Below are 19,799 nucleotides of genomic sequence, written 5' to 3'. Positions count from 1 at the left end.
GTGGGCACTGCGGCCGCCCCTCGGTCGAGGGTGATGCGCACCACAGAGAAAACATCCTACGGAGTAGGTTTCTCTGGGTCAACGGGTCGCGCCCGCTCCGTCGCCCTCCGGCGAGGCGACGCGGAGCAGTCCCTCCTGCGAGGTGCTCGCACACAGGCGTCCCGCACGGTCGAACAGGCGCCCGGCGACCAGGCACCGGCCCGCCCCCGCCCAGTCGCTCCGGCCCTCGTAGAGCAGCCAGTCGTCCGCGCGCCACGGCGCGTGCATCACCACGGAGTGGCCGATGGTCGCGAACCAGACGTCGCCGTCCTCGATCCGATGGGGGTGCGGTTCGAGCGCGGCGGTCAGCAGGAGCAGGTCGGAGAGGTACACCAGAGCCGCGTCCCGGCGCCCCTCGCCGTCACCGACCGGGCCCCGCGCGCGGATCCAGACCCGGAGGACCGGCTCGCCCACCCGGGCGCCCTCGCGATGCAGCCCCGCGTCGGGGAACCGGATCTCGACCCGGAGCCGCTGCATCACCTCGCAGATCCACGCGACCAGGGCGGGCTCGCCGGCGAGGGCCCGCTCGACGGGCAGCAGGCGCTCCGGAGCAGGGACGTCGGGCGCCGCGACCTGGTGCCGCAGGCCACGCTCCTCGGCCTGGAACGAGGCCGTGAGGAGCAGGATCGGCCTCTCCCCCTGGGACGCCTCGACGGTCCGCGCACTGAAGACGCCACCGTCCCGAGCGACCCCGACCCGATAGTCGACCGGGACCGCCGTGTCGCCCGCCCGGAGGAAGGACGCCGTCATCGAGTTGAGCTCCCGGCCGGGCGGCACCGTGGCGCGGGCGGCCAGCATCGCCTGGGCAGCCACCTCGCCGCCGTACAGACGCGTCCGAGGGCGGTCGGACGGCACGCAGCGGAAGGTCAGCGACGAGAGTCGACGGAGGCTGAGGAGCTCGTCCACCGCGACGGCCTCACCAGGTGGCGAGCAGGGCCCGCAGGGTCGCGACCAGGGTGAGCGGCCGATCGAGCATCACGTGGTGGCCGGCGTCGGGGATCTCCACCGTCGGAACGGATCGGACGGCCGGGTCGAGCCGGGACAGGTCGGCCGCGGGCATGCCGTGCTCGGCCCGCACCATGCGGAGCCGGCCGGCCAGGCGTCCCAGATCCAGGGGGTCGAAGTCCCGTTGGCCGGCGAAGATCCGCGGGTCGAACTTCCAGCTCCACCCCGCCGGAGTCCGACGGATCGACGTCGCGGCGACGTGCTCGAACACGTACGGGACCGCGCGCTGGTCGGGGATCAGGCGGAACCGCGCGAGCGCGTCAGCCGGGTCCGGATAGACCGGGGCCGGCCGAAGCGCCCGCTCCTCGTTGGCGGCGCGCTCGGCATCGCTGTAGGGGACCGTCCGGCAGTCGACGAGGATCGTGCCGCGGACGGCCCGGCCGTGTCGCAGCCCGTGCCGCAGGGCCACCAGCCCGCCCATGCTGTGGCCGACGACCACCGGTGGCCCGCCGAAGCCACCGGTGGCCACGCCGGCCGCCACCTCGGCGGCCCAGTCGTCGAGCTCGTAGCGGACCCGGTGACCGCTGTCGCCGTGGCCCGAGAGATCGAGCGCGACGACGCGCCGGCCGCCGTCGGCGAGCAGCGGCGCGACGTGGTCCCACCAGCCGGCGTGGGCGCCGCCGCCATGGACCAGCAGCACACCCTCGGCCGCGCCGGCGCGACCCCACGCGCGAAGGCGGATCCGCACCCCGTCCACTGCGCACTCGGCCGCCTCCGGCCGATGCGCGAGTGCTCGTGCGAACCAGTCGGGGCGCGCGTCGAGCACCGCGCTGGGGGTGGGTGTCGAGGCAGGGAGGTCGAACGGCACAAGCAACATACTACCACGTAGGTTTTTTCCTATGGCCGCCCTCGTCCGACATTCCGCCGAGTAGTATGTTGCCCATGCGACAAGGTGCCGCCTCCGACAGCGACCGCGAACTCCGCCCCAAGCAGAAGGCCAGCGCTCGCGAGATCCTGGACGCCGCCGCGACCGCGTTCTCCGAGCGCGGCTACGCGGCCACCTCGATCGACGACGTCGCCGACGTGCTCGGCTGCACCAAGGGCCGGATCTACCACTACTACCGGACCAAGGGCGATCTGTTCATCGGCATCCACCACCAGGCCCTCGAATGGGCGCTGGAGGCCGTGGGTCCGCCGGCCGAGCGCGTCGACCTCGATCCCGCGGAGCGGCTGCGCCAGATGGTCCATCAGCATGCCCTGCACCTGATGAACCGGTCCAGCTACATGGGCCCCGCCCAGTACCAGATCGAGATGAACCTCGCGAGCGAGGGCCGCAACAAGGAAGCACAGATGCAGAAGATCCTGAGCATGCGACGCCAGTTCGAGGATCTCTACCTCTCCGTGGTCAAGGAGGGCGTCGCCGCGAAGGCCTTCCGCGACGCGGACGTCAACCTGCTGGTGAAGGCCGTGCTGGGCGCGGTCAACTGGATGCACGCCTGGTTCAGTCCGACCGAGCCGAAGGACTCCCCGGCCGAGCGCGAGCGCATCGCCGCGGAGATCGCCGAGTTCGCGGTGCGCGGGGTCGTCGCCTGACCCGACCCGTCCGCGGTCCGGCCGGGTCAGCCCTGCTGACGCGGGAGCCCCAGCATCCGCTCGGCGAGGATGTTGCGCTGGACCTGTGCCGAGCCGCCGTAGATGCTGCCGGCCCGCCCGTACAGATAGCGGTCGAACCACTCCGCCCGCCCGGGACTGCCGACGTCGGTGACCAGCTCGATGCTGAGATCCATCAGCTCCTGCTCCACCGCGGTCATCAGCAGCTTGTCGACCGAGCTCTCGGGGCCCGGCGGCGCGCCCGAGACCCGCGCGCTGAGGGTGCGCAGGCAGTGCATGCGCAGGACCTCGAGGTGGGCCGCGACCCGGCCGAGCCGGAGCCGGGCGGCCCGGTCCGCACCAAGACCGCTGGCCGTCAGCACCTCCCCGAGCTCGGAGAGGTAGCGCGCGAACTTCGGGAGATAGCCGGTCTCGACCGCTCCCCGCTCGTAGTTGACCACGTCCATCGCGATCCGCCAGCCGTCGCTCGGCTCGCCGAGCATGTTCTCCGCCGGGATGCGCACCCCGTCCAGGAAGATCTCGGCGAACTCCTCCTCGCCGTTGGCCAGCACGATCGGCCGGACCGTCACTCCCGCGGTGTCGAGCGGCACGATGAACGCGGAGATCCCGCGGTGCCGGACAGCGTCCGGGTCGGTCCGGGCCAGCAGCAGGCAGTAGTCGGCGAAGGCGCCGTAGCTGGTCCAGATCTTGTGCCCGTCGATCACCCACTCGTCGCCCTCCCGGACGGCGCGCGTCCGCAGCGACGCCAGGTCGGAGCCGGCCTCGGGCTCGGAGAAGCCCTGGCACCAGATCTCCTCGACCGCCAGCAGCGGGCGGAGGTACCGCCGGCGCTGCTCCGCGCTCCCGTAGCGGTGGAGCGGCCGCCCCAGATGACCGAGCGGCAGCAGCGTGGGGGCGTTCGCGCGTCCGAGCTCCTCGCTCAGGATCGCCTCCTCCATCGGGCCCAGACCCTGGCCGCCGACGTCGGTCGGGTACGACAGCGCGACCCACCCGGCCCGGTAGAGACGCTCCTGGAAGGCACGCATGTAGGGCCAGCGCTCGGCCAGCACGGCCGGCTCGGGCTCGGCGGGGACGTTCTCGGCCAGCCAGGTCCGCAGCCGCGCGCGGAAGCGCGCCTCCTCGGCGGAATCGCGGAGATCCATGTCGTCAGTTCCCTTCCAGGATGCGGTCGGCGAGCAAGAGCATCGGGGCGTCCGGGCCGCCGAAGGCGGCGTGGTGCAGGTGCGCGGTGCGCAGGCGCAGATGAGCGTCGTGCTCCTCGGTGACGCCGATGCCGCCGAGCACCTGGATCGACGTCTCGCAGACCCGGACGGCGGCGGCTCCGGCGTAGGCCTTGGCCGCCGCGGCGACCCGCATCGCCTCGTCGATCGGAGCGTGCTCGGCGGCCCAGGAGGCGCCGTAGGTCATCGACCTCGAGGTCTCCACGTCGACGAGCATGTCGGCACACAGGTGCTGCACGGCCTGGAAGGAGCCGATCGGGCGCTGATACTGATGCCGCTGCCGGGCGTACTCCGTGGCGGTCGCGAGGGCGCCGTCGGCCAGCCCCGTCAGCAGGGCGGCGGCACCGGTCCAGGTCATCGCCCGCGCCCGCCGCGCGGCGTCGCCGCGCGGCGCGGCCGCCGGGACCGGATCGAAGCGCCGGAGCCGGTGCAACAGGTCCACGTCGTCCACCTCCTCACCCGCGGCGAGCTCGTAGGTCGTCGCGACCCCGTCGGGGGAGAGCGCGACGCCGCGTGCGCCCGCGACCCAGTCGAAGGCGATGCTCGCGGAGCCGCCAGAGCCGCCAGAGCCGCCAGAGCCGCCAGAGCCGCCAGAGCCGCCAGAGCCGCCAGAGCCGCCAGAGCCGCCAGAGCCGCCAGAGCCGCCAGAGCCGCCAGAGCCGCCAGAGCCGCCAGAGCCGCCAGAGCCGTCAGGGTCGGCGAGGTGCTGGTCGAGCAGGACGGAGTACGGCTCCCCGGCGGCGAGACCGGCCAGCGCCTCCGGCGGGCCGCCGGCGAAGCGGAGCAGCGCCGCCGCCGCGATCGCCGTCCCGACGTACGGCACCGGAGCCAGGTGTCGCCCGAGCACCTCGGCGACGACACACGCGTCGGTGAGCGAGCCGCCGGGGCCGCCGTGCTCGGCGGGCACGAGCAGGGCGACGAGGTCGAGCTCGACCAGCGTGGACCACAGCGCGGCGCGCAGCTCACCCCCGTCCGTGGCGGCGCTGCGTGCGGGGGTGGCGGTGAGGGCCTGACCGACCACCTCGTCGGTGACCTTCTGCAGGAACTGCTGGTCGTCAGAGAGCGCGAATCGCATGGGTGTCCGTCCTCAGAGCTTCGAGCCGCCGTCGACGTACAGCGTCTGACCGGTCACATAGGAGGCCTCGTCGCTGCACAGGAACGCCGCGGCCGCGGCGATGTCGTCCGGCGAGCCGACCCGCCGGACCGGGTTCCGCTCCGCGCGGGCCTTGCGGAACTCCTCGACGCTCAGGCCGAGCCGCGCGGCGGTGGCATCGGTCATCTCGGTGGTGACGAAGCCGGGGGCGACCGCGTTGACATTGACGCCGAACGGCCCGAGCTCGATCGCCAGCGCGCGGGTGAACCCCTGGACGCCCATCTTCGCCGTGGAGTAGTTCGCCTGACCGCGGGTGCCGAGGGCCGACGTGCTGGAGAGATTGAGGATCCTTCCGTACCTCTGCTCGACGAAGTGTCGTTGCGCGGCCCTGCTCATCAGGAAGGCGCCCTTGAGATGCACGCCCAAGACCAGGTCCCACTCGTCCTCGGACATCTTGTGGATCAGGTTGTCGCGGGTGACCCCGGCGTTGTTGACCAGAACGTGGAGCCCACCGAGGTCGCCGACGACGGTGCCGATCGCCGCCTCCACGGCCGCGGCGCTGCTGACGTCGGCGACCACGGCCGTGGCAGTGGCGCCCGGCCGCAGCGGCAACCGGTCCGCCGCCTCGGCCACCGCCGCGGCGTCGAGGTCGACGAGGGCGACCGATGCACCCTCCTCCGCGAACCGGGAGGCGATCGCCCACCCGATGCCGCGAGCGGCGCCCGTCACGACGGCGACCCGTCCCTGATAGCGACCCAATGTTCTCTCCTTGCTGTCAACGGTGCGAGGGCGAGGACGTCGGTCCGGTCGCCGGGAAAGGTGGACGAGGTCGTCAGACCACGAGGAGCCGGATGCTGTCAGCGACACACGCCGGCCGGTCCCGACCCTCGACCTCGACGGTGAAGCGCACGACGGCACGGGTGCCCGACGCGACGTCCTCGACACCGAGGAGCTGGGCGCGGGCCCGGATGCGGGACCCGGATCGCACCGGCTCGGGGAATCGGACCCGGTCCAGCCCGTAGTTGACCGACATGCGGGCGCCGCCCACCGTGAACGCCGTGCGCCCCAGCACGGGCAACAGCGACACGGTCAGATAGCCGTGCGCCACGGTCGCGCCGTACGGCCCGGAGCCGGCCCGCTCCGCGTCGACGTGGATCCACTGCCGGTCCCCGGTCGCCTCGGCGAACGCGTCGATGCGCTCCTGGTCGACGACGAGCCACTCGCCGGTGCCGAGGTCCTCGCCCACGGCGGCGCGGAGGCCGGCGATGTCGGCGAAGTGACGCGGGGCTGACCTCATGAGAGAAACATACTACTGCGTAGGTTTTTGTCAATGCTCATCGTCACAGGGCGCGGGCGATGAGCTCCTTCTGGATCTCGTTGGCGCCGCCGTAGATCCGCTGGGCCCGGGCGTCGGCGTACAGCCGCGCGATCGGGTACTCGGTCATGTAGCCGTAGCCGCCGTGCAGTTGCAGGCACTTGTCGATCACCTGGCCCTGGACGTCGGTCAGCCACCACTTGCACATCGCCGAGGTCGGCAGGTCGAGCCCGGTCGCCAGGTGGGTGGTCATGCAGTCGTTGAGGAAGGAGCGCGCGACCGTCGCCAGGGTCGCGCACTCCGCGAGCTCGAAGCGCACGTGCTGCTTGTCGAACAGGGGACCGCCGAACGCCTCGCGCTGCTTGACGTAGTCGGTGGTGACGGCGACCGCCAGCTCCATCGCCGTGACCGCCGTGATCCCGACGATCAGCCGCTCCTGGGGCAGCTTGCGCATCATGATCGCGAAGCCGCCGCCCTCCTCGCCGAGCAGGTTCTCCGCGGGGACCAGGACGTCGTCGAAGAACAGCTCCGTGGTGTCTGCCCCGTGCTGGCCGATCTTGTCCAGCGGGCGGCCGCGGGAGAAGCCCGCCGCACCGGCGGTCTCCACCACGAGGAGCGAGATGCCCCTGGCGCCCAGGGACGGATCCGTCGAGCAGGCGACGACGACGAGGTCCGCACTCCCCCCGTTGGTGATGAAGATCTTCGATCCGTTGAGACGCCAGCCGTCCGCCGTCCGCTCGGCCCGGGTGCGGATCGCCTTGAGGTCCGACCCGGCCGCCGGCTCGGTCATCGCCAGCGCGGCGACGTACTCACCGGTGGCCATCCTCGGCAGCCACCGTTGCTTCTGCTCCTCGGTGCCGTGCTGGAGGAGGTAGTCGGCGACCACACCGCTGTGCATGGCGTTGCCCCAGGAGCGGTCGCCGTGCCGGGCATAGGCCTCCTGGACGGTCGCCTGGTGCAGGAAGCTGCCGCCGCCCCCGCCGTACTCGGTCGGGACGGCGACGCAGAGCAGGCCGAGCTCGCCGCACCGGAGCCAGAAGTCGCGGTCGACCTGCCGGCGGGTCTCCCACCCCTCGCGACGGGCGGGAATCTCGCGGTCGAAGAAGTCCGAGGCCATCGCGAACAGGTCCGCGGCCTCACCGGTCAGCCACGGGCGGGGGATCGAGTCCATCGTCAGGGTTCTCCTTCTCAGCTCTGGTGGTCGAAGCAGGGAGGCGGCGCGGGGCCGGGCGCCTCAGAGGCGTTCGATGACCGTCGCGGTGCCGAGACCGCCGCCGCAGCACATCGTGATGAGCCCGAACCGCCCGCCGGTGCGCTCCAACTCGTGCAGCGCCTTGGTGACGAGGACACCGCCGGTGGCGCCGAGCGGGTGACCGAGCGCGATCGCGCCGCCATTGACGTTGACCCGCCCGTGGTCGGCGCCGAGCTCCTTCATCCAGGCGCAGGCGACGGAGGCGAACGCCTCGTTGATCTCGACGACGTCGAGGGCGTCGACCGTCAGCCCGGTCCGGCGCAGGATCGCCTCGGTCGCGGGGATCGGACCGGTGAGCATGAGGACCGGGTCGGAGCCGACCAGCACCGAGTCGACGATCCGCGCGCGGGCGCGCAGCCCGAGGGCGTCGGCCCGCTGCGCGCTCATCAGGAGCACCGCGCTCGCACCGTCGGAGACCTGCGAGGAGTTGCCGGCGGTGTGCCGGCTCGACGGCTCCCGGTCGGGCTGGTTGAGCCGCAGCGTCGCGAGTCCCTCGAGCGTCGTCGGGCGCATCCCCTCGTCCCGGCCGATGAGGGCGGTGCCGGAGACGACGCCGTACTCGTCGACGACCGGTGCCTCCACGGGCACCACCTGGGTGTCGAACCGACCCTCGTCCCAGGCCCGGGCCGCTCGATCCTGGGACGCCTTGGCGAACCGGTCGAGCTCCTCGCGGGAGAGGTCCCATCGCTCGGCGATGCGGTCGGCGCCCTCGAACTGGATCGTCGGCTCGTGGACCTCGGCGTACCGGCCACCGCGCGGGTTGCCGAACGGACCGTCCGGGGGCATGTTGCTGCCCAACGGGATCCTGCTCATCACCTCGACGCCGCAGGCGATGGCGACCTCGCCCAGTCCGCCGGCGATGTGGGCGTGCGCCATCAGCAGCGCCTCCTGGGCCGAGCCGCACTGGGCGTTGACCGTGGCCGCCGGCACCTCCAGGGGGAGTCCCGCGGTCAGCCAGGCGTTGCGGGTGACGTTCGCCGCCTGCATGCCCAACTGGACGACGCATCCGCCGATGACGTGATCAACCTCCGCGCCGGTCAGTCCGGAGCGGGCGACGAGCGCGGCGAGCAGGTCGCCCAACAGCTCGTTCGCGTGCTGGTGGGCCAGCCCACCGTTGCGCCGGCCGACCGGCGTCCTGACGGCATCGACCACGACGACGTCGCGCATGCGCCCACCCACTTTCCACGTACGGAGGGTCCGTATCTGGTGCTAACATACTACCACGTAGGTTTTTTTCGACTGATGGAGGCGCAGATGGACTACTCGAACCTGGGACCGGAGCTGCTGGTGGAGGCGGAGGGTCCGTTGCGGATCGTGACGCTCAACCGGCCCGACGAGCTGAACTCGTTCAACGGCGCCATGCACACCGCGATGCGGCGGGTCTGGGACCAGCTCGTCGACGACGAGGGCGCCCGTGCCGTCGTCCTGGCCGGGGCGGGCCGGGTGTTCAGCGCGGGTGGCTATGTGCCCGACTTCATCCGCAACCACCACGACCTCGCGGCCCGACGCCGCGACATCCGCGAGGGCGAGCGCCTCGTGCGCGCCATGCTGTCGTGCGAGCTGCCGGTCATCGCGGCGGTCCACGGTCCGGCCGTCGGGCTGGGCTGCAGCCTCGCCTCCATGTCGGACTTCGTCGTGATGGGCGAGGACGCCTTCCTCAGCGACCCGCATGTCGCGATCGGCCTCGCCGCCGGCGACGGCGGCACCGTCACCTGGCCCTGGCAGACCAGCATGCTCGTCGCCAAGGAGTACATCCTCCTCGGCGACCGGATGCCCGCCGCGGACGCGGCGCGGCTGGGTCTGTGCAACCGCGTCGTCCCCACCGACCAGGTCCTCGCGACCGCGAAGGAGTACGCCCTGCGGTTCGCGGAGCTGCCCGCCCAGTCCACGCGCGACACCAAGCGCGCCCTGAACATGCACCTACTGGACTCGGCCAACACCGTTCTGAACTTCGCCCTCGCGGCGGAGTACGAGTCCTTCGGGACAGAGGACATCAAGATCCGCGTCGCGGAGTTCCTCGGGACCGTGGACGACGGCTCGGGTGACGTCGCCGCGGCCGGCGCGCCGGCGACGGCATGATCAGCGCCGATCCGTCTGCGCCCGGTGAGGAGGGAGATCACGATGGACACCACGGTCACTGACGAGCTGCTGAGCACCACCCGGGCCGTACGCCGCCGGCTCGACCTGGAGCGTCCGGTCGGCCGGGAGGTGATCCTCGACTGCCTCCGGCTGGCGATCCAGGCGCCGACGGGCGGCAACAAGCAGAACTGGCGCTGGATCGTCGTCGACGACCCCGCCGTGCGGGGCCGGATCGCCGAGACCTACGCCGCGCACACGCTGCCCGTCATCGAACGCCGCTACGACGCCCTCGACGAGCAGACCAAGCGGGTCTACGACAGCGCCCGCCACCTGACCGAGATCCTCCACCGGGTCCCCGTCCTCGTCGTACCGTGCGTCTCCGGACGACCGGACGCCCCGGACGCACCCCCGGCGGCGGCGTACTACGGCTCGATCTTCCCCGCGATCTGGAGCTTCCAGCTCGCACTGCGGTCCCGTCGGATGGGCTCGGTGCTCACGACGCCGTTCGTCGGCGGGCTGGAGGCGCGGTACGCCGAGATCCTCCGGCTCCCGTCGACCGTCACGCCGATCGCGCTGCTGCCGGTCGCCTACACGGTCGGCGACCGGTTCAAGTCCGCCGCCCGCAAGCCGGTCGAGACCGTCACGCACTGGAACGGCTGGGCGGTCTGAGCCCTTCGGCCGCCACCGCTCCGGCTGCTGATCCGGCCCTGGTTCAATGAGCCGATGCTGCACTCCTTCCACCTCGCGGAGCTCCCTGCGACGGTGACGGCGCGTGCGTTGCTGCGGCCCCCGGACGACGTCCCGGGGCTGCGGCACGCCGAGTGCCTGGCGATGATGCGGCTCGGGTCCCCGATCGTGTCGCCCCAACGGCTCCAGCTGCGGCGCCTCGCCGTGTTCGCGGCCTGGGACGACGCCGCCGCCCTCGACCGCTATCTCGGCACCGACGCGCTCGGGCGCCGACTCGCCGCCGGCTGGCATGTCCGGCTCCAGTACCTCCGGCGGTACGGCGAGGTGGCCGCCCTCGCCCCACTGCCCCGTCGCGCCGGCGACTGGGACCAGGACGAGCCGGTCGTCGCCGTGACCCTCGCCCGCCTCCGGCTGCCCGAGCTGCCCCGCTTCCTGCACTGGGGCCGGCCGGTCGAGCGACTCGTCGCCGGACACCCCGCCGCGGTGTTCTCCACCGCCGCGATGCGCCCGCCGCGCACCTTCTCGACGTTCTCGATCTGGACGAGCGTCCGGGAGATGACCTCGATGGTCCACGGCCGTCGCGACGACGTCGCCGAGGCCCCGTCGCACACCGTGGCCATGGCCGAGCAGCGGCGGCGGGAGTTCCACCACGAGTCGGCGTTCATGCGGTTCCGCCCGCTGTCCGAGCACGGCACCTGGCAGGGCCGCACCCTGCTGCCGTGAGGAGGCCCGAGCGCTCACCCCTCGGCGATCGCCCGGAAGGCGTCGATGGTCTCCTGCTCGTCCTGCTCGGTGCCGTAGTCGCTGAGCTTCACGACCACGGTGCCGGTCCGTGGGCTGACGTAGATGTACTGCCCGTAGATACCGATCGCGGACAGGTCGCTGCCGTCTCCGCCCGTCGGATGCCACCACTGGGCCGCGTAGCCCCAGTCGTCGACGGGGAGCGGCGCGGGGGTGGAGATGCGGGTGATCCACTCCTGCGGGACCACCTGCCGGTCACCGACCCGGCCGCCGTCGAGGACCAGCTGGCCGATGCGGGCGTAGTCGCGGGCGGTGGCGTTGATGCAGCAGAAGGCCTTCTCCCTGCCGTCCTCGCGGTCGAGGCTCCAGGTCGCGTCGGCCGCGGCGCCGATCGGCTGCCAGAGGTCGGTCTCCAGCAGGTCGGCCAGGTGCCTGCCCGTCACCTGCTCGAGGATCAGTCCCAGCAGCTCGGTGTCCACGCTGCGGTAGACGCCCTCGGTGCCCGGCCGGCTGTCGACCTCGCGGTGGTCGGCGACGAACTCCGGGAGGTCGCGGGTGATGTACATCCGCGCGGTGCCGGTGAAGGGCCAGTACGCGTTGTAGTCCTCGGGGACGTCGATGCCCGCCGTCATGTCGAGCAGGTCGCGCACCGTCACCTCGTCGTACGCCGTGCCGGCCTCGAGCTCCGGGAGCAGCTCGACCAGCCGGTCGTCCTCGGCGAGCTCACCGCGCCCGATCGCCTGCCCGACGAGCAGCGACACGAACGACTTGGCCACCGACCACGACGACAGCCGGGTGCCGGGGTCCACGTCGTCGGCGTACCACTCCTGCGTGACCTGGCCGTCGCGGACGACGACGAACGCCACCGTGTCCGTGGAGGTCAGGAACTCCCGGACCGGGACCGTCCTCCCCTTCCACGGCACCTCCCCGGCCGGCGGCGCGGCCGCTGGCGCCGTCCGGTCACCCGGCGCGGCCTCGACCGTGCGCGCGGGGAACAGGTCGCCCCATCGCGACGGCTCCGTGGTCTGGATCCGCAGCAGCGTGTGCGGCGGCACCACGCCCAGCAGGGCAGTGCCCGCATAGGCGCCGCCCACCACCACGACGACAGCCACCAGGAGGCCGATCAGGATTCGTCTGGCCATCAGGGTCTCCCCGCTCGTCGGATCCGTGCGGGCACATCATGGCAAGGGTGCCGCCGTGGTCGAGCCACCGTCGCGATCTGGAGATTCTTCGTCCTAGGCCGACGGTGCGCGGAGCGCCCGACCGAGCCGGATCAACCCGGCGGCGAAGGCGAGCGCGAGACCGCACCCCAGCCAGGCGAACTCCGCCGTCGTGCGTTCGGCCACGACGGCGAAGAGGAGCGGACCGACGGCCGCGCCGCCGAACAGCCCCACCTGCGTCTGCCCGGTCGCCTGCAGGGCCCGCTCCCGGAAGGACGTGGCGACGCCGTGGTGGAACAGGCCGTTCCACGACCAGGCGGAGAGTCCCATCAGCACGGCGAGCACCACGAACCCGGCCGGGGCCGCGCGCGCCACCAGCAGCGCCGCGACGCATGCGCCGCCCGCGAGCATCAGCACCTCGACGAGGCGCAGGGAGTCGATGCGCCGGCGGTCGACGACGATCCCCGCACCGATGCGCCCGACGACCGACGCCGCGCTGACCAGGGTGAGCAGGAGGCCGGCCGAGGCCAGGCTCGCCCCGGCCGAGACGGCGAGGCTCACCACAGAGGTCGCGGTGGAGACGAAGGCGGCGCTGCCGAGGCCGGCCGCGCCGGTCCACATCAGCAACCGTGGCCAGCTCCCGCGCGGCCAGCCGCGCGGATCGCTCCCCCGCTGCTCACGACGCGGGCGGACCGGCCGGCCGCCATGACCCGATCGGGCCGAGGCGGCGAGGCCGAGCGCGCAGGTCACGGCCAGGGCGCCGAAGCAGGCGCGCCAGCCGAGCAGCGCCGAGGCCGCCGGGAGCGAGAGACCCGCCAGCAGACCGGCGGCAGGGGTCGCGGCCTGCTTGAGGCCGAAGGCGAGCCCGTGCCGGTGCGGGGCGACCCGGGCCATCAGGATGCTGTTGGCCAGCGGCTGCGACATCGCCAGGCTCAGCCCGAAGAGTGTCGCCACCCCGAGCAGGCCGGCGCGACCCGGTACGCCGAGGGCGAGCGCCGTCCCGCCCAGTGCGGAGAGCCCCACCAGGGCGCGGATCCCCCAGGTCGTACCGACGCGGGCGAGCAGGCCGCCCATCGTCGGCGAGGCCACCGCGGCCGCCCCGTTCATCACCAGGATCGCGGTCGCGACCGCGATCAGGTCGAGGTGCCCCTCCGCCGTGATCAGCGGGCTGAGCGCACCGAGGAGGAACTGCGGCACCGCGCCCAGCACCGCGACCGCGAAGGCCACCAGCACCGGGGCCCAGGCCCGGTCGGCCGGGTCCGCGGCCGTCACGACCCGCCCCCCGGGCAGGGGAGGCGGCGTCGCCCGGGCTCAGCCCTTCGGGTCCAGGCAGTCGTGGGCGTCGGTCCAGACGGCCTCGGCCGCCTCGACATCCCGATCCCGGATCGCCTCCAGCAGGGCGCCGTGGTTGCTGCTGACGCCCTTGAGCACGGGGGCCAGGTCGGAGGGCGCGCGCTTCTTGACGTTGTCGCGCACCACCTCGCGCAGACCGCGGTAGAGGAAGGTGTAGAGGTCGTGCTTCGCCGCCGCGCAGATGGCCATGTGGAACTGGAAGTCGGCCTCGGCGACCTTCGCCGCGTCACCGGAGGCGGCCTGTTCGCGGCAGGCCTCGAAGGCGCTCTCGATCGCCTTGAGCTCCTTGGCGGTACGCCGGGTCGCGGCGAAGCGCGCGATCTGCGCCTCCAGCGTCCGGCGCAGGTCGTCGAGCTGGCCGTCCTCCGCGCGGCGCAGGTGGGAGGACCAGGACTCGGTCGAGTCGGGGTGCGCGATCAGGAAGGTGCCCCGGCCGGGCGTGACCTCGAGCAGCCCGGCGTACGCGAGCGACTTGACCGCCTCGCGGATGGTCGAGCGGCCGACCTGGAACTCCTCCATCAGCACCGGCATCGTCGGCAGCTGGCCACCGACGGGCACATGCCCCTCGCGCAGCCACTGGACGAGGTCGTCCGCGACCGCACCGACCAGGGATCGGTGATCGACCGAACGCGCGATCGATCTGTTCATCGTGCCTCCCACCACCAACGGCATAACAACAGATGAGCATACCTACACCGAAGTCAGCTCCGGCACGAGGTCCTCCGCGAAGTGGCAGGCGACGAGACGGCCGGACGCCGTCTCCCGCAGCGCGGGGGTCTCGTCGTGGCAGCGCTCCGGGCGCGCCCAGGGGCAGCGCTGGGCGAAGGCGCAGCCGGCACGGGTGTCGCGCGGGCTGGGTGGGTCGCCCCGGAGGATGATCCGCTCGCGGGTCCGCTCCTGGGTCGGGTCGGGGACCGGCACCGCGGACAGCAGCGCTGCCGTGTAGGGGTGGGCCGGCGTCGTGAACAGCTCGCTCGCCGCGCCGATCTCGACGATCCGGCCGAGGTACATCACCGCGATGCGGTGCGACACGTGCTTCACGACGGCCAGATCGTGGCCCACGAAGAGCATGGAGATCCCGGTGCGCTGCTGCAGGTCCCGCAGCAGCTTCATCACCTGGGCCTGGATGGACACGTCCAGCGCCGAGACCGGCTCGTCTGCGACGAGGAGCTGCGGCTCGACGGCGAGGGCGCGCGCGATCCCGACCCGCTGGAGCTGCCCGCCGGAGAACTGGTGCGGGTACTTGCCCTGGGCCGAGTCCGGTAGCCCTACCAGCTCCAGGAGTTCGGCGACCCGCCGGCGGGTGTCGGCGACGGTGCTGGTGATCCGGTGGAAGCGCAGCGGCTCGGCGACCGCCGCGCCGACGCTCATCCGCGGGTCGAGCGTGGAGAACGGGTCCTGGAAGATCATCTGAGCCAACCGGGGGATCCTCCGGTTCCGGCGGCCGTTCGCGGTACGCACGACCTCACCGCCGATGGCGACGTCGCCCGACGCCCCCGGCACCAGCCCCAGCACCGCGCGACCGGTCGTGGTCTTGCCACAGCCGCTCTCGCCGACCAGCCCCAGCGTCTCCCCGGCCGCGACGTCGAAGCCGACGCCGTCGACGGCGCGGAGCGCAGGAGTCCTGCGGCGGAAGGACCCGCCACCGCCGAACTCGACCCGGAGGTCCCGCACGCTCAACACGGTCATGAGAGGGCTCCTTCCAGAGGGACCGGTACCGGCCCGGGATGCACGCACCGCACGCCGTCGACCGGGCGCGGTGCGATGAGGCGCTCGACCTCGCCGACGCAGGCCGTGTCGCGCCGGGCGCACCGGGGCGCGAAGGCGCATCCGGCCCGCCAGTCCGGTGCGTACACCGGGGAGCCCGCGATCGGCTCCACGGCCTCCGCCCCGTCGATCCGCGGCACCGCCCGCAGCAGCGCCTGGGTGTAGGGGTGCCGGGGGTCGGCGAAGAGCCCGTGCGCGCTGTTCGACTCGACGATGCGGCCGCCGTACATGACCATCATCTCGTCGCAGACGCCCGCCGCGACGCCGAGATCGTGGGTGATCATCAGCAGCGTGGTGCCGTGGTCGGCCACCAGCCGCTGCAGCAGCTCGAGGATCTGCGCCTGCACGGTGACGTCCAGGGCGGTCGTCGGCTCGTCGGCGATCAGCAGGCTCGGCCGGTTGGCGATCGCCATCGCGATCATCACCCGCTGCCGCATGCCCCCGGAGATCTCGTGCGGGTACTCGCCGAGACGCCGGGCCGGGTCGGCCAGCCCGACCTCGTCGAGGAGGCCGGCCGCGCGGTCCCGTCGTTCGCGCCGACCGCCGATGCCCGGGTCGAACCTCAAGATCTCCTCGACCTGGCTGCCCAGGGTCATCGTCGGGTTCAGCGACGTCATGGGGTCCTGGAAGACGACGCCGATCCGAGTACGCCGCAGCTCGCGCAGGGCCCGGGCCCGCAGGCCGGTGATCTCCTGTCCGTCGAACGTGACGCTCCCGGTGACCCGGGCCGACCGCGGCAGCAGCCCGAGGATCGCCATCGCGGTCATGCTCTTGCCCGAGCCGGACTCCCCGACCAGGCCGTAGGTCCGGCCCGGCTCGATCGCCAGCTCGACCGCGTCGACGGCCCGTACGCCGCCCGCTGCTCCCCCTCGCCCGAACTCGATGGACAGGTCGTTGACGGTCACCAGACTCATGAGCGGTCCTTCAGACGAGGGTCGAGGCGCTCCTGGAGAGCCTCCCCGACGAGATAGAACCCGAGGACCGAGAGGGTGATCACCGCTCCCGGGAACATGGCCAGGTGCGGGGCGTGCGAGAGATAGCTCTGCGTCTCGGCGAGCATCTTGCCCCACTCGGGGATGGCCGGGTCGGGGGACGACAGTCCCAGGAAGGCCAGTCCGGCCGCGTCCACGATCGCCGTCGCGAGCGCGAGCGTCGCGGCCACGGTCAGCGGCCCCAGCGAGTTCGGCAGCACGTGCCGCCACACGATCCGCAGCTCCGAGAGACCCATCGCGCGGCAGGCCTCGACGTACGGCGAGCTGCGCTCGCTGAGGATCGAGCTGCGCAGGAGGCGGGCGAAGATGGGGATGTTCACGATCCCCAGCGCCAGGATCACCGAGCGCAGGCTGGGCCCGAGCATCGCGGCCACCGCGATGGCGAACAGCAGGCCCGGCACCGAGAGCATGACGTCGACGATCCTCATGGTGACGACGTCCACCCAGCCGCCGAGCGCGCCGGCGAGCCCGCCGAGGGTGACGCCGCCGACCAGCCCGACGGCCACGGCGGCGACCGCGATCACCAGGGAGGTGCGGGTGCCGTAGATCAGCCGCGACAGCAGGTCCCGCCCGAGCGGGTCCACCCCGAGCCAGTGCTCGGCGCTCGGCCCGGGCAGCGATCCGGCCCTGATGCCGTCGAGGTCGATCTCCGTCGGCGAGTACGGCGCGAGCAGCGGCGCCGCGATCGCGACCACCACCAGGGTCCCGACCAGGAGGACGCCGACGGCGGTGACCGGCGAGCCGACGCGGGCCAGCCGGCGCAGGCCCCGCCGCCGGACCCGGGATGGTGCCCCGGCGACGATCCGTCCGGGATCAACGAGTGCCATCTCTACTCCGCTCGCTTGAGTCGGGGGTCGATCACCAGGTACGTCAGATCGACCAGCATGTTGACCAGCACGAAGATCAGGGCCAGGAAGAGGATCCCGGCCTGCATGGCCGGGAAGTCCCGGTACTGGATGGACGTCAGCATCCAGCTGCCCATGCCTCCCCAGCTGAAGACCGTCTCGGTCAGCACCGCGCCGGACAGGAGGATCCCGCCCTGCAGGCCGACGATCGTGATGACGGGCAGCAGCCCGTTGCGCAGCAGGTGGTGCACGTTGAAGCGCAGCGGGCCCAGGCCCTTCGCGGTCGCCGTGCGGATGTAGCTCTCCGTCTGCACCTGGAGCAGTGAGGCCCGGGTGACCCTCGAGATGATCGCCAGCGGGACCGAGGCGAGGGCGAGGGCCGGCAGCAGCAGGTGCCGCAGCGCGTCGACGACCGCCGCGCCGTCCCGGGTCAGGATGCCGTCGAGCACGTAGAACCCGGTCGGATGCGCCGCCTGGCTGGTCGGCTCGAGCCGACCCGACGCCGGCAGCCAGCCCAGCTCGACCGCGAACACGTACTTCAGCAGCAGTGCCAGGAAGAAGACCGGGATGGAGATCCCCAGCAGGGAGCCCACGACCGAGAGCCGGTCGGGCCACCGGCCGTGGTACTTCGCGGCGAGGGTGCCGAGCGGCACCCCCACCACCACCGCGATCAGCAGGCCCGCGACGGTCAGCTCGACGGTGGCCGGGAACCGGGAGGCGATCTCGTCCATCACCGGCTGCCGGGTGCGGATCGACGAGCCGAGGTCCAGCTGGACGAGCTTGACCACGAACCTCCAGTACTGGGTCCAGATCGGCTCGTCCAGCGCATAGGCGGCGTTGACCTCGGCGATCGCCTCCGGCGACGCGTGCTCCCCGAGGAGCGCGTTGGCCGGACCGCCGGGCAGTGCCCGGACCCAGGCGAAGACCGCCAGGGACAGGGCGAACAGGATCGGGGCGGTCTGGGCCAGTCGCTGGCCCACCAGCCTCAGCATGGCGCTCCCCTCTCCCTCAGCAGATGTCGACGGCGGTGCACGATCGCGCTCCCGTCACTTCGTCCGGACGAGGCTGAACGGCTCGACGTAGACCGGGCTGGGCACGTAGCCCTCGAAGTCCGGGCTCATCGCGAGGAAGGTGCCGACGTGCGCGATCGGTACCGCCGGGACCATCTCCATCACCTGGCGGCTCGCCTCCTGGTAGAGCCGGTCGCGCTCGTCGAGGTCGACCTCACCCTCGGCGCGGGCCAGCAGGTCGAACAGCTCCTGGTCCTCGAAGCCGAACTCCTCGTTGAACTTGCCGAAGTACTGGTTGAGGAAGTTGGCGGGGTCGGCGAAGTCGCCGTTGCGACCGAGGAGGTACATGCCACCGGTGCCGCCCGAGAAGGCCGCGGCCACATAGTCCGGCGAGAACGGGAGCTGGTTGGGCTCGACCTTGAAGCCGACGGCCTCGAGGTCTCGACGGAACGCCTCGAAGGCGGCCTGGGGCACGGGGGTGTGCGCCCGCGAGGCATCGGAGAAGTAGGCGAAGGTGATGGTCAGGTCGGCGCCGCTTAGGCCAGACTCCGCGATCAGCTGCTCGGCCCGCTCAGGGTCGTAGGGGTACTGCGGGACGTCGTCGGCGTGCGCCGAGAGGCTGGGCGGGATGAACTGGTCGGCAAGCTCCGCTCCCGGCGGGTACTTCGCCCCGACCAGCTCCTCCCGGTTGAGCGCGTAGGCGACCGCCTGGCGGATCTTCTCGTTGTCGAACGGCGGGACCCGCTGGTCCATCGCCAGCCAGCCCACGTTGAAGCCGGGCCGCTCCAGCAGCTGGAAGCCCTGGGAGCGCAGCACGTCGACGTCCTCGGGGTCGACGAGGTCGTACATGTCGATGTCACCGGCCTCCAGCGCCTGCCGCCGCGCCGCGGCATTGGCGATCGGGACGAAGACCAGCCGTTCGATCGCGGGCGGGTCACCCCAGTAGTCCTCGTTGGCGACCAACTGGAGGCGGGAGTTGCGCTCCCACGAGTCGAACACGAACGGCCCGGTGCCGACGGGGTGCTCGGTGGCGAAGGTGCCGTTGAAGACCGGTGCCTCCTCGCTGCCGCCCACGTCGTCGGCGCCGTACTTCTCCAGCGCCGTCGGGCTCGCGATGCCGAAGCCGGACACGGCGAGCGCGGCGAGGAAGGACACGCTCGGCCGCGTGAGGTGGAAGGTCACCTCGTGGTCGCCGACGACCTCGCAGGACTCGTACAACGAGGGGCTCCTGCCGTCGGCGAAGCCGCCCATGACCGCGTTCCAGAAGAGTGCCAGGCCCTCGGACTGCTGGATCCCCTCGAAGTGGTACCAGCGGTCGAAGTTGAAGCACACGGCCTCGGCGTCGAAGGTCGTACCGTCGTGGAACTCGACGTCGTCGCGCAGCTCGAAGGTCCACTCGTCCGCCGCCTCGGACGCGGTCCACGACGTGGCGAGGTTCGCGACGACCTCGCCCGTGCCGGGCTTCATCGTCACCAGCGACTCGAAGATCTGGGTGGCGACCCGGTTCGACTCCTGGTCGAGAACCTGCGCCGGGTCGAGGGCCACCGGGTCGCTCACGGTGCCGACGACCAGGTTGGCGCCGTCGGCGCTGCCGTCGTCGTCGGTGGCGCAGCCCGCCGCGAGCAGGCCGGATATCAGGGCAATAGCGAGCAATGCGTTCGGCCTCACGGGCCACCTCCGGTTGTGTGTG

General features: G+C 72.2%; 20 protein-coding genes. 4 read left to right on the top strand and 16 right to left on the bottom strand.

The window, feature by feature from the left end:
• Positions 1-78 precede the first annotated feature (78 nt).
• Together QJ852_00580 and QJ852_00575 are read right to left on the bottom strand one after the other, a co-directional pair.
• On the bottom strand, positions 79-945 hold the full coding sequence (locus QJ852_00580; GenBank protein WGX96940.1) for a thioesterase family protein: 867 nt from the start codon (positions 943-945) through the stop codon (positions 79-81).
• Between the two features lie 10 nt (positions 946-955).
• The gene (locus tag QJ852_00575) at positions 956-1,852 is read right to left on the bottom strand and encodes an alpha/beta hydrolase (GenBank protein WGX96939.1); all 897 of its coding nucleotides are present in this window, start codon (positions 1,850-1,852) and stop codon (positions 956-958) included.
• A gap of 74 nt (positions 1,853-1,926) precedes the next feature.
• Here QJ852_00575 and QJ852_00570 point away from each other — a divergent pair, with 74 nt between their 5' ends.
• Positions 1,927-2,577, top strand: coding sequence for a TetR/AcrR family transcriptional regulator (locus QJ852_00570; protein ID WGX96938.1), 651 nt, complete (start codon positions 1,927-1,929; stop codon positions 2,575-2,577).
• A gap of 26 nt (positions 2,578-2,603) precedes the next feature.
• Here QJ852_00570 and QJ852_00565 read toward each other — a convergent pair whose 3' ends face one another.
• The 6 genes from QJ852_00565 to QJ852_00540 form a co-directional block, all read right to left on the bottom strand.
• Entirely contained in the window at positions 2,604-3,737 is a 1,134-nt protein-coding gene (locus QJ852_00565; protein ID WGX96937.1) for an acyl-CoA dehydrogenase family protein, read from the bottom strand.
• A 4-nt stretch (positions 3,738-3,741) separates the two neighbouring features.
• Entirely contained in the window at positions 3,742-4,890 is a 1,149-nt protein-coding gene (locus tag QJ852_00560) for an acyl-CoA dehydrogenase family protein (protein ID WGX96936.1), read from the bottom strand.
• A gap of 12 nt (positions 4,891-4,902) precedes the next feature.
• Entirely contained in the window at positions 4,903-5,667 is a 765-nt protein-coding gene (gene fabG / locus QJ852_00555; GenBank protein ID WGX96935.1) for a 3-oxoacyl-ACP reductase FabG, read from the bottom strand.
• A gap of 73 nt (positions 5,668-5,740) precedes the next feature.
• Positions 5,741-6,205, bottom strand: coding sequence for a MaoC family dehydratase (locus tag QJ852_00550; protein WGX96934.1), 465 nt, complete (start codon positions 6,203-6,205; stop codon positions 5,741-5,743).
• Between the two features lie 43 nt (positions 6,206-6,248).
• Positions 6,249-7,394 carry an acyl-CoA dehydrogenase family protein gene (locus QJ852_00545; protein ID WGX96933.1) on the bottom strand — a complete coding sequence of 382 codons (1,146 nt, stop codon included), beginning with the start codon at positions 7,392-7,394 and terminating at the stop codon, positions 6,249-6,251.
• 63 nt (positions 7,395-7,457) lie between these two features.
• On the bottom strand, positions 7,458-8,642 hold the full coding sequence (locus tag QJ852_00540) for an acetyl-CoA C-acyltransferase (GenBank protein ID WGX96932.1): 1,185 nt from the start codon (positions 8,640-8,642) through the stop codon (positions 7,458-7,460).
• A gap of 87 nt (positions 8,643-8,729) precedes the next feature.
• On the opposite strand from QJ852_00540, the gene QJ852_00535 reads away from it, so the two are divergent.
• From QJ852_00535 to QJ852_00525, 3 genes are read left to right on the top strand one after another with little or no spacing between them, the layout of a single operon-like run.
• A complete protein-coding gene (locus QJ852_00535) occupies positions 8,730-9,554 on the top strand; it encodes an enoyl-CoA hydratase/isomerase family protein (GenBank protein WGX96931.1) in 825 nt (274 codons plus the stop codon).
• A gap of 42 nt (positions 9,555-9,596) precedes the next feature.
• Positions 9,597-10,223, top strand: coding sequence for a nitroreductase family protein (locus tag QJ852_00530; GenBank protein ID WGX96930.1), 627 nt, complete (start codon positions 9,597-9,599; stop codon positions 10,221-10,223).
• A 54-nt stretch (positions 10,224-10,277) separates the two neighbouring features.
• A complete protein-coding gene (locus QJ852_00525) occupies positions 10,278-10,964 on the top strand; it encodes a hypothetical protein (GenBank protein ID WGX96929.1) in 687 nt (228 codons plus the stop codon).
• A 14-nt stretch (positions 10,965-10,978) separates the two neighbouring features.
• Here the strand turns inward: QJ852_00525 and QJ852_00520 are convergent, their stop codons facing one another.
• From QJ852_00520 to QJ852_00485, 8 genes are all read right to left on the bottom strand, one after another.
• Positions 10,979-12,124, bottom strand: coding sequence for a serine hydrolase (locus QJ852_00520; protein WGX96928.1), 1,146 nt, complete (start codon positions 12,122-12,124; stop codon positions 10,979-10,981).
• Positions 12,125-12,217: 93 nt separating this feature from the next.
• On the bottom strand, positions 12,218-13,414 hold the full coding sequence (locus tag QJ852_00515; GenBank protein ID WGX96927.1) for an MFS transporter: 1,197 nt from the start codon (positions 13,412-13,414) through the stop codon (positions 12,218-12,220).
• 39 nt (positions 13,415-13,453) lie between these two features.
• Positions 13,454-14,143, bottom strand: a complete 690-nt coding sequence (locus tag QJ852_00510; protein ID WGX96926.1) for an FCD domain-containing protein — start codon at positions 14,141-14,143, stop codon at positions 13,454-13,456.
• A gap of 42 nt (positions 14,144-14,185) precedes the next feature.
• Positions 14,186-15,184 (bottom strand): ATP-binding cassette domain-containing protein, encoded by a 999-nt coding sequence (locus tag QJ852_00505; GenBank protein WGX96925.1) that lies wholly within the window; start codon positions 15,182-15,184, stop codon positions 14,186-14,188.
• Positions 15,181-16,176, bottom strand: a complete 996-nt coding sequence (locus QJ852_00500; GenBank protein WGX96924.1) for an ABC transporter ATP-binding protein — start codon at positions 16,174-16,176, stop codon at positions 15,181-15,183. The genes QJ852_00505 and QJ852_00500 overlap by 4 nt, the downstream gene beginning before the upstream one ends.
• Positions 16,173-17,081 carry an ABC transporter permease gene (locus tag QJ852_00495; GenBank protein WGX96923.1) on the bottom strand — a complete coding sequence of 303 codons (909 nt, stop codon included), beginning with the start codon at positions 17,079-17,081 and terminating at the stop codon, positions 16,173-16,175. Before QJ852_00495 ends, QJ852_00500 begins: the two co-directional genes overlap by 4 nt.
• Positions 17,082-17,083: 2 nt before the next feature.
• The gene (locus tag QJ852_00490; GenBank protein WGX96922.1) at positions 17,084-18,091 is read right to left on the bottom strand and encodes an ABC transporter permease; all 1,008 of its coding nucleotides are present in this window, start codon (positions 18,089-18,091) and stop codon (positions 17,084-17,086) included.
• Between the two features lie 54 nt (positions 18,092-18,145).
• Entirely contained in the window at positions 18,146-19,777 is a 1,632-nt protein-coding gene (locus tag QJ852_00485; protein WGX96921.1) for an ABC transporter substrate-binding protein, read from the bottom strand.
• Positions 19,778-19,799: the final 22 nt, after the last annotated feature.

It is taken from the genome of Nocardioides sp. L-11A (assembly GCA_029961745.1).
Classification (GTDB): domain Bacteria; phylum Actinomycetota; class Actinomycetes; order Propionibacteriales; family Nocardioidaceae; genus Nocardioides.
The sequence above is the reverse complement of the archived record's forward strand: the minus strand, read 5'-3'. Positions and strand labels throughout refer to the sequence as shown.

Coding starts and splice junctions, on each gene's coding strand:
- QJ852_00565 (WGX96937.1), bottom strand. CDS start 3,737: ATGGATCTCCGCGATTCCGCCGAGGAGGCGCGCTTCCGCGCGCGGCTG.
- QJ852_00540 (WGX96932.1), bottom strand. CDS start 8,642: ATGCGCGACGTCGTCGTGGTCGATGCCGTCAGGACGCCGGTCGGCCGG.
- QJ852_00520 (WGX96928.1), bottom strand. CDS start 12,124: ATGGCCAGACGAATCCTGATCGGCCTCCTGGTGGCTGTCGTCGTGGTG.
- QJ852_00535 (WGX96931.1), top strand. CDS start 8,730: ATGGACTACTCGAACCTGGGACCGGAGCTGCTGGTGGAGGCGGAGGGT.
- QJ852_00530 (WGX96930.1), top strand. CDS start 9,597: ATGGACACCACGGTCACTGACGAGCTGCTGAGCACCACCCGGGCCGTA.
- QJ852_00525 (WGX96929.1), top strand. CDS start 10,278: ATGCTGCACTCCTTCCACCTCGCGGAGCTCCCTGCGACGGTGACGGCG.
- QJ852_00570 (WGX96938.1), top strand. CDS start 1,927: ATGCGACAAGGTGCCGCCTCCGACAGCGACCGCGAACTCCGCCCCAAG.
- QJ852_00495 (WGX96923.1), bottom strand. CDS start 17,081: ATGGCACTCGTTGATCCCGGACGGATCGTCGCCGGGGCACCATCCCGG.
- QJ852_00545 (WGX96933.1), bottom strand. CDS start 7,394: ATGGACTCGATCCCCCGCCCGTGGCTGACCGGTGAGGCCGCGGACCTG.
- QJ852_00560 (WGX96936.1), bottom strand. CDS start 4,890: ATGCGATTCGCGCTCTCTGACGACCAGCAGTTCCTGCAGAAGGTCACC.
- QJ852_00550 (WGX96934.1), bottom strand. CDS start 6,205: ATGAGGTCAGCCCCGCGTCACTTCGCCGACATCGCCGGCCTCCGCGCC.
- QJ852_00510 (WGX96926.1), bottom strand. CDS start 14,143: ATGAACAGATCGATCGCGCGTTCGGTCGATCACCGATCCCTGGTCGGT.
- QJ852_00500 (WGX96924.1), bottom strand. CDS start 16,176: ATGAGTCTGGTGACCGTCAACGACCTGTCCATCGAGTTCGGGCGAGGG.
- QJ852_00490 (WGX96922.1), bottom strand. CDS start 18,091: ATGCTGAGGCTGGTGGGCCAGCGACTGGCCCAGACCGCCCCGATCCTG.
- QJ852_00505 (WGX96925.1), bottom strand. CDS start 15,184: ATGACCGTGTTGAGCGTGCGGGACCTCCGGGTCGAGTTCGGCGGTGGC.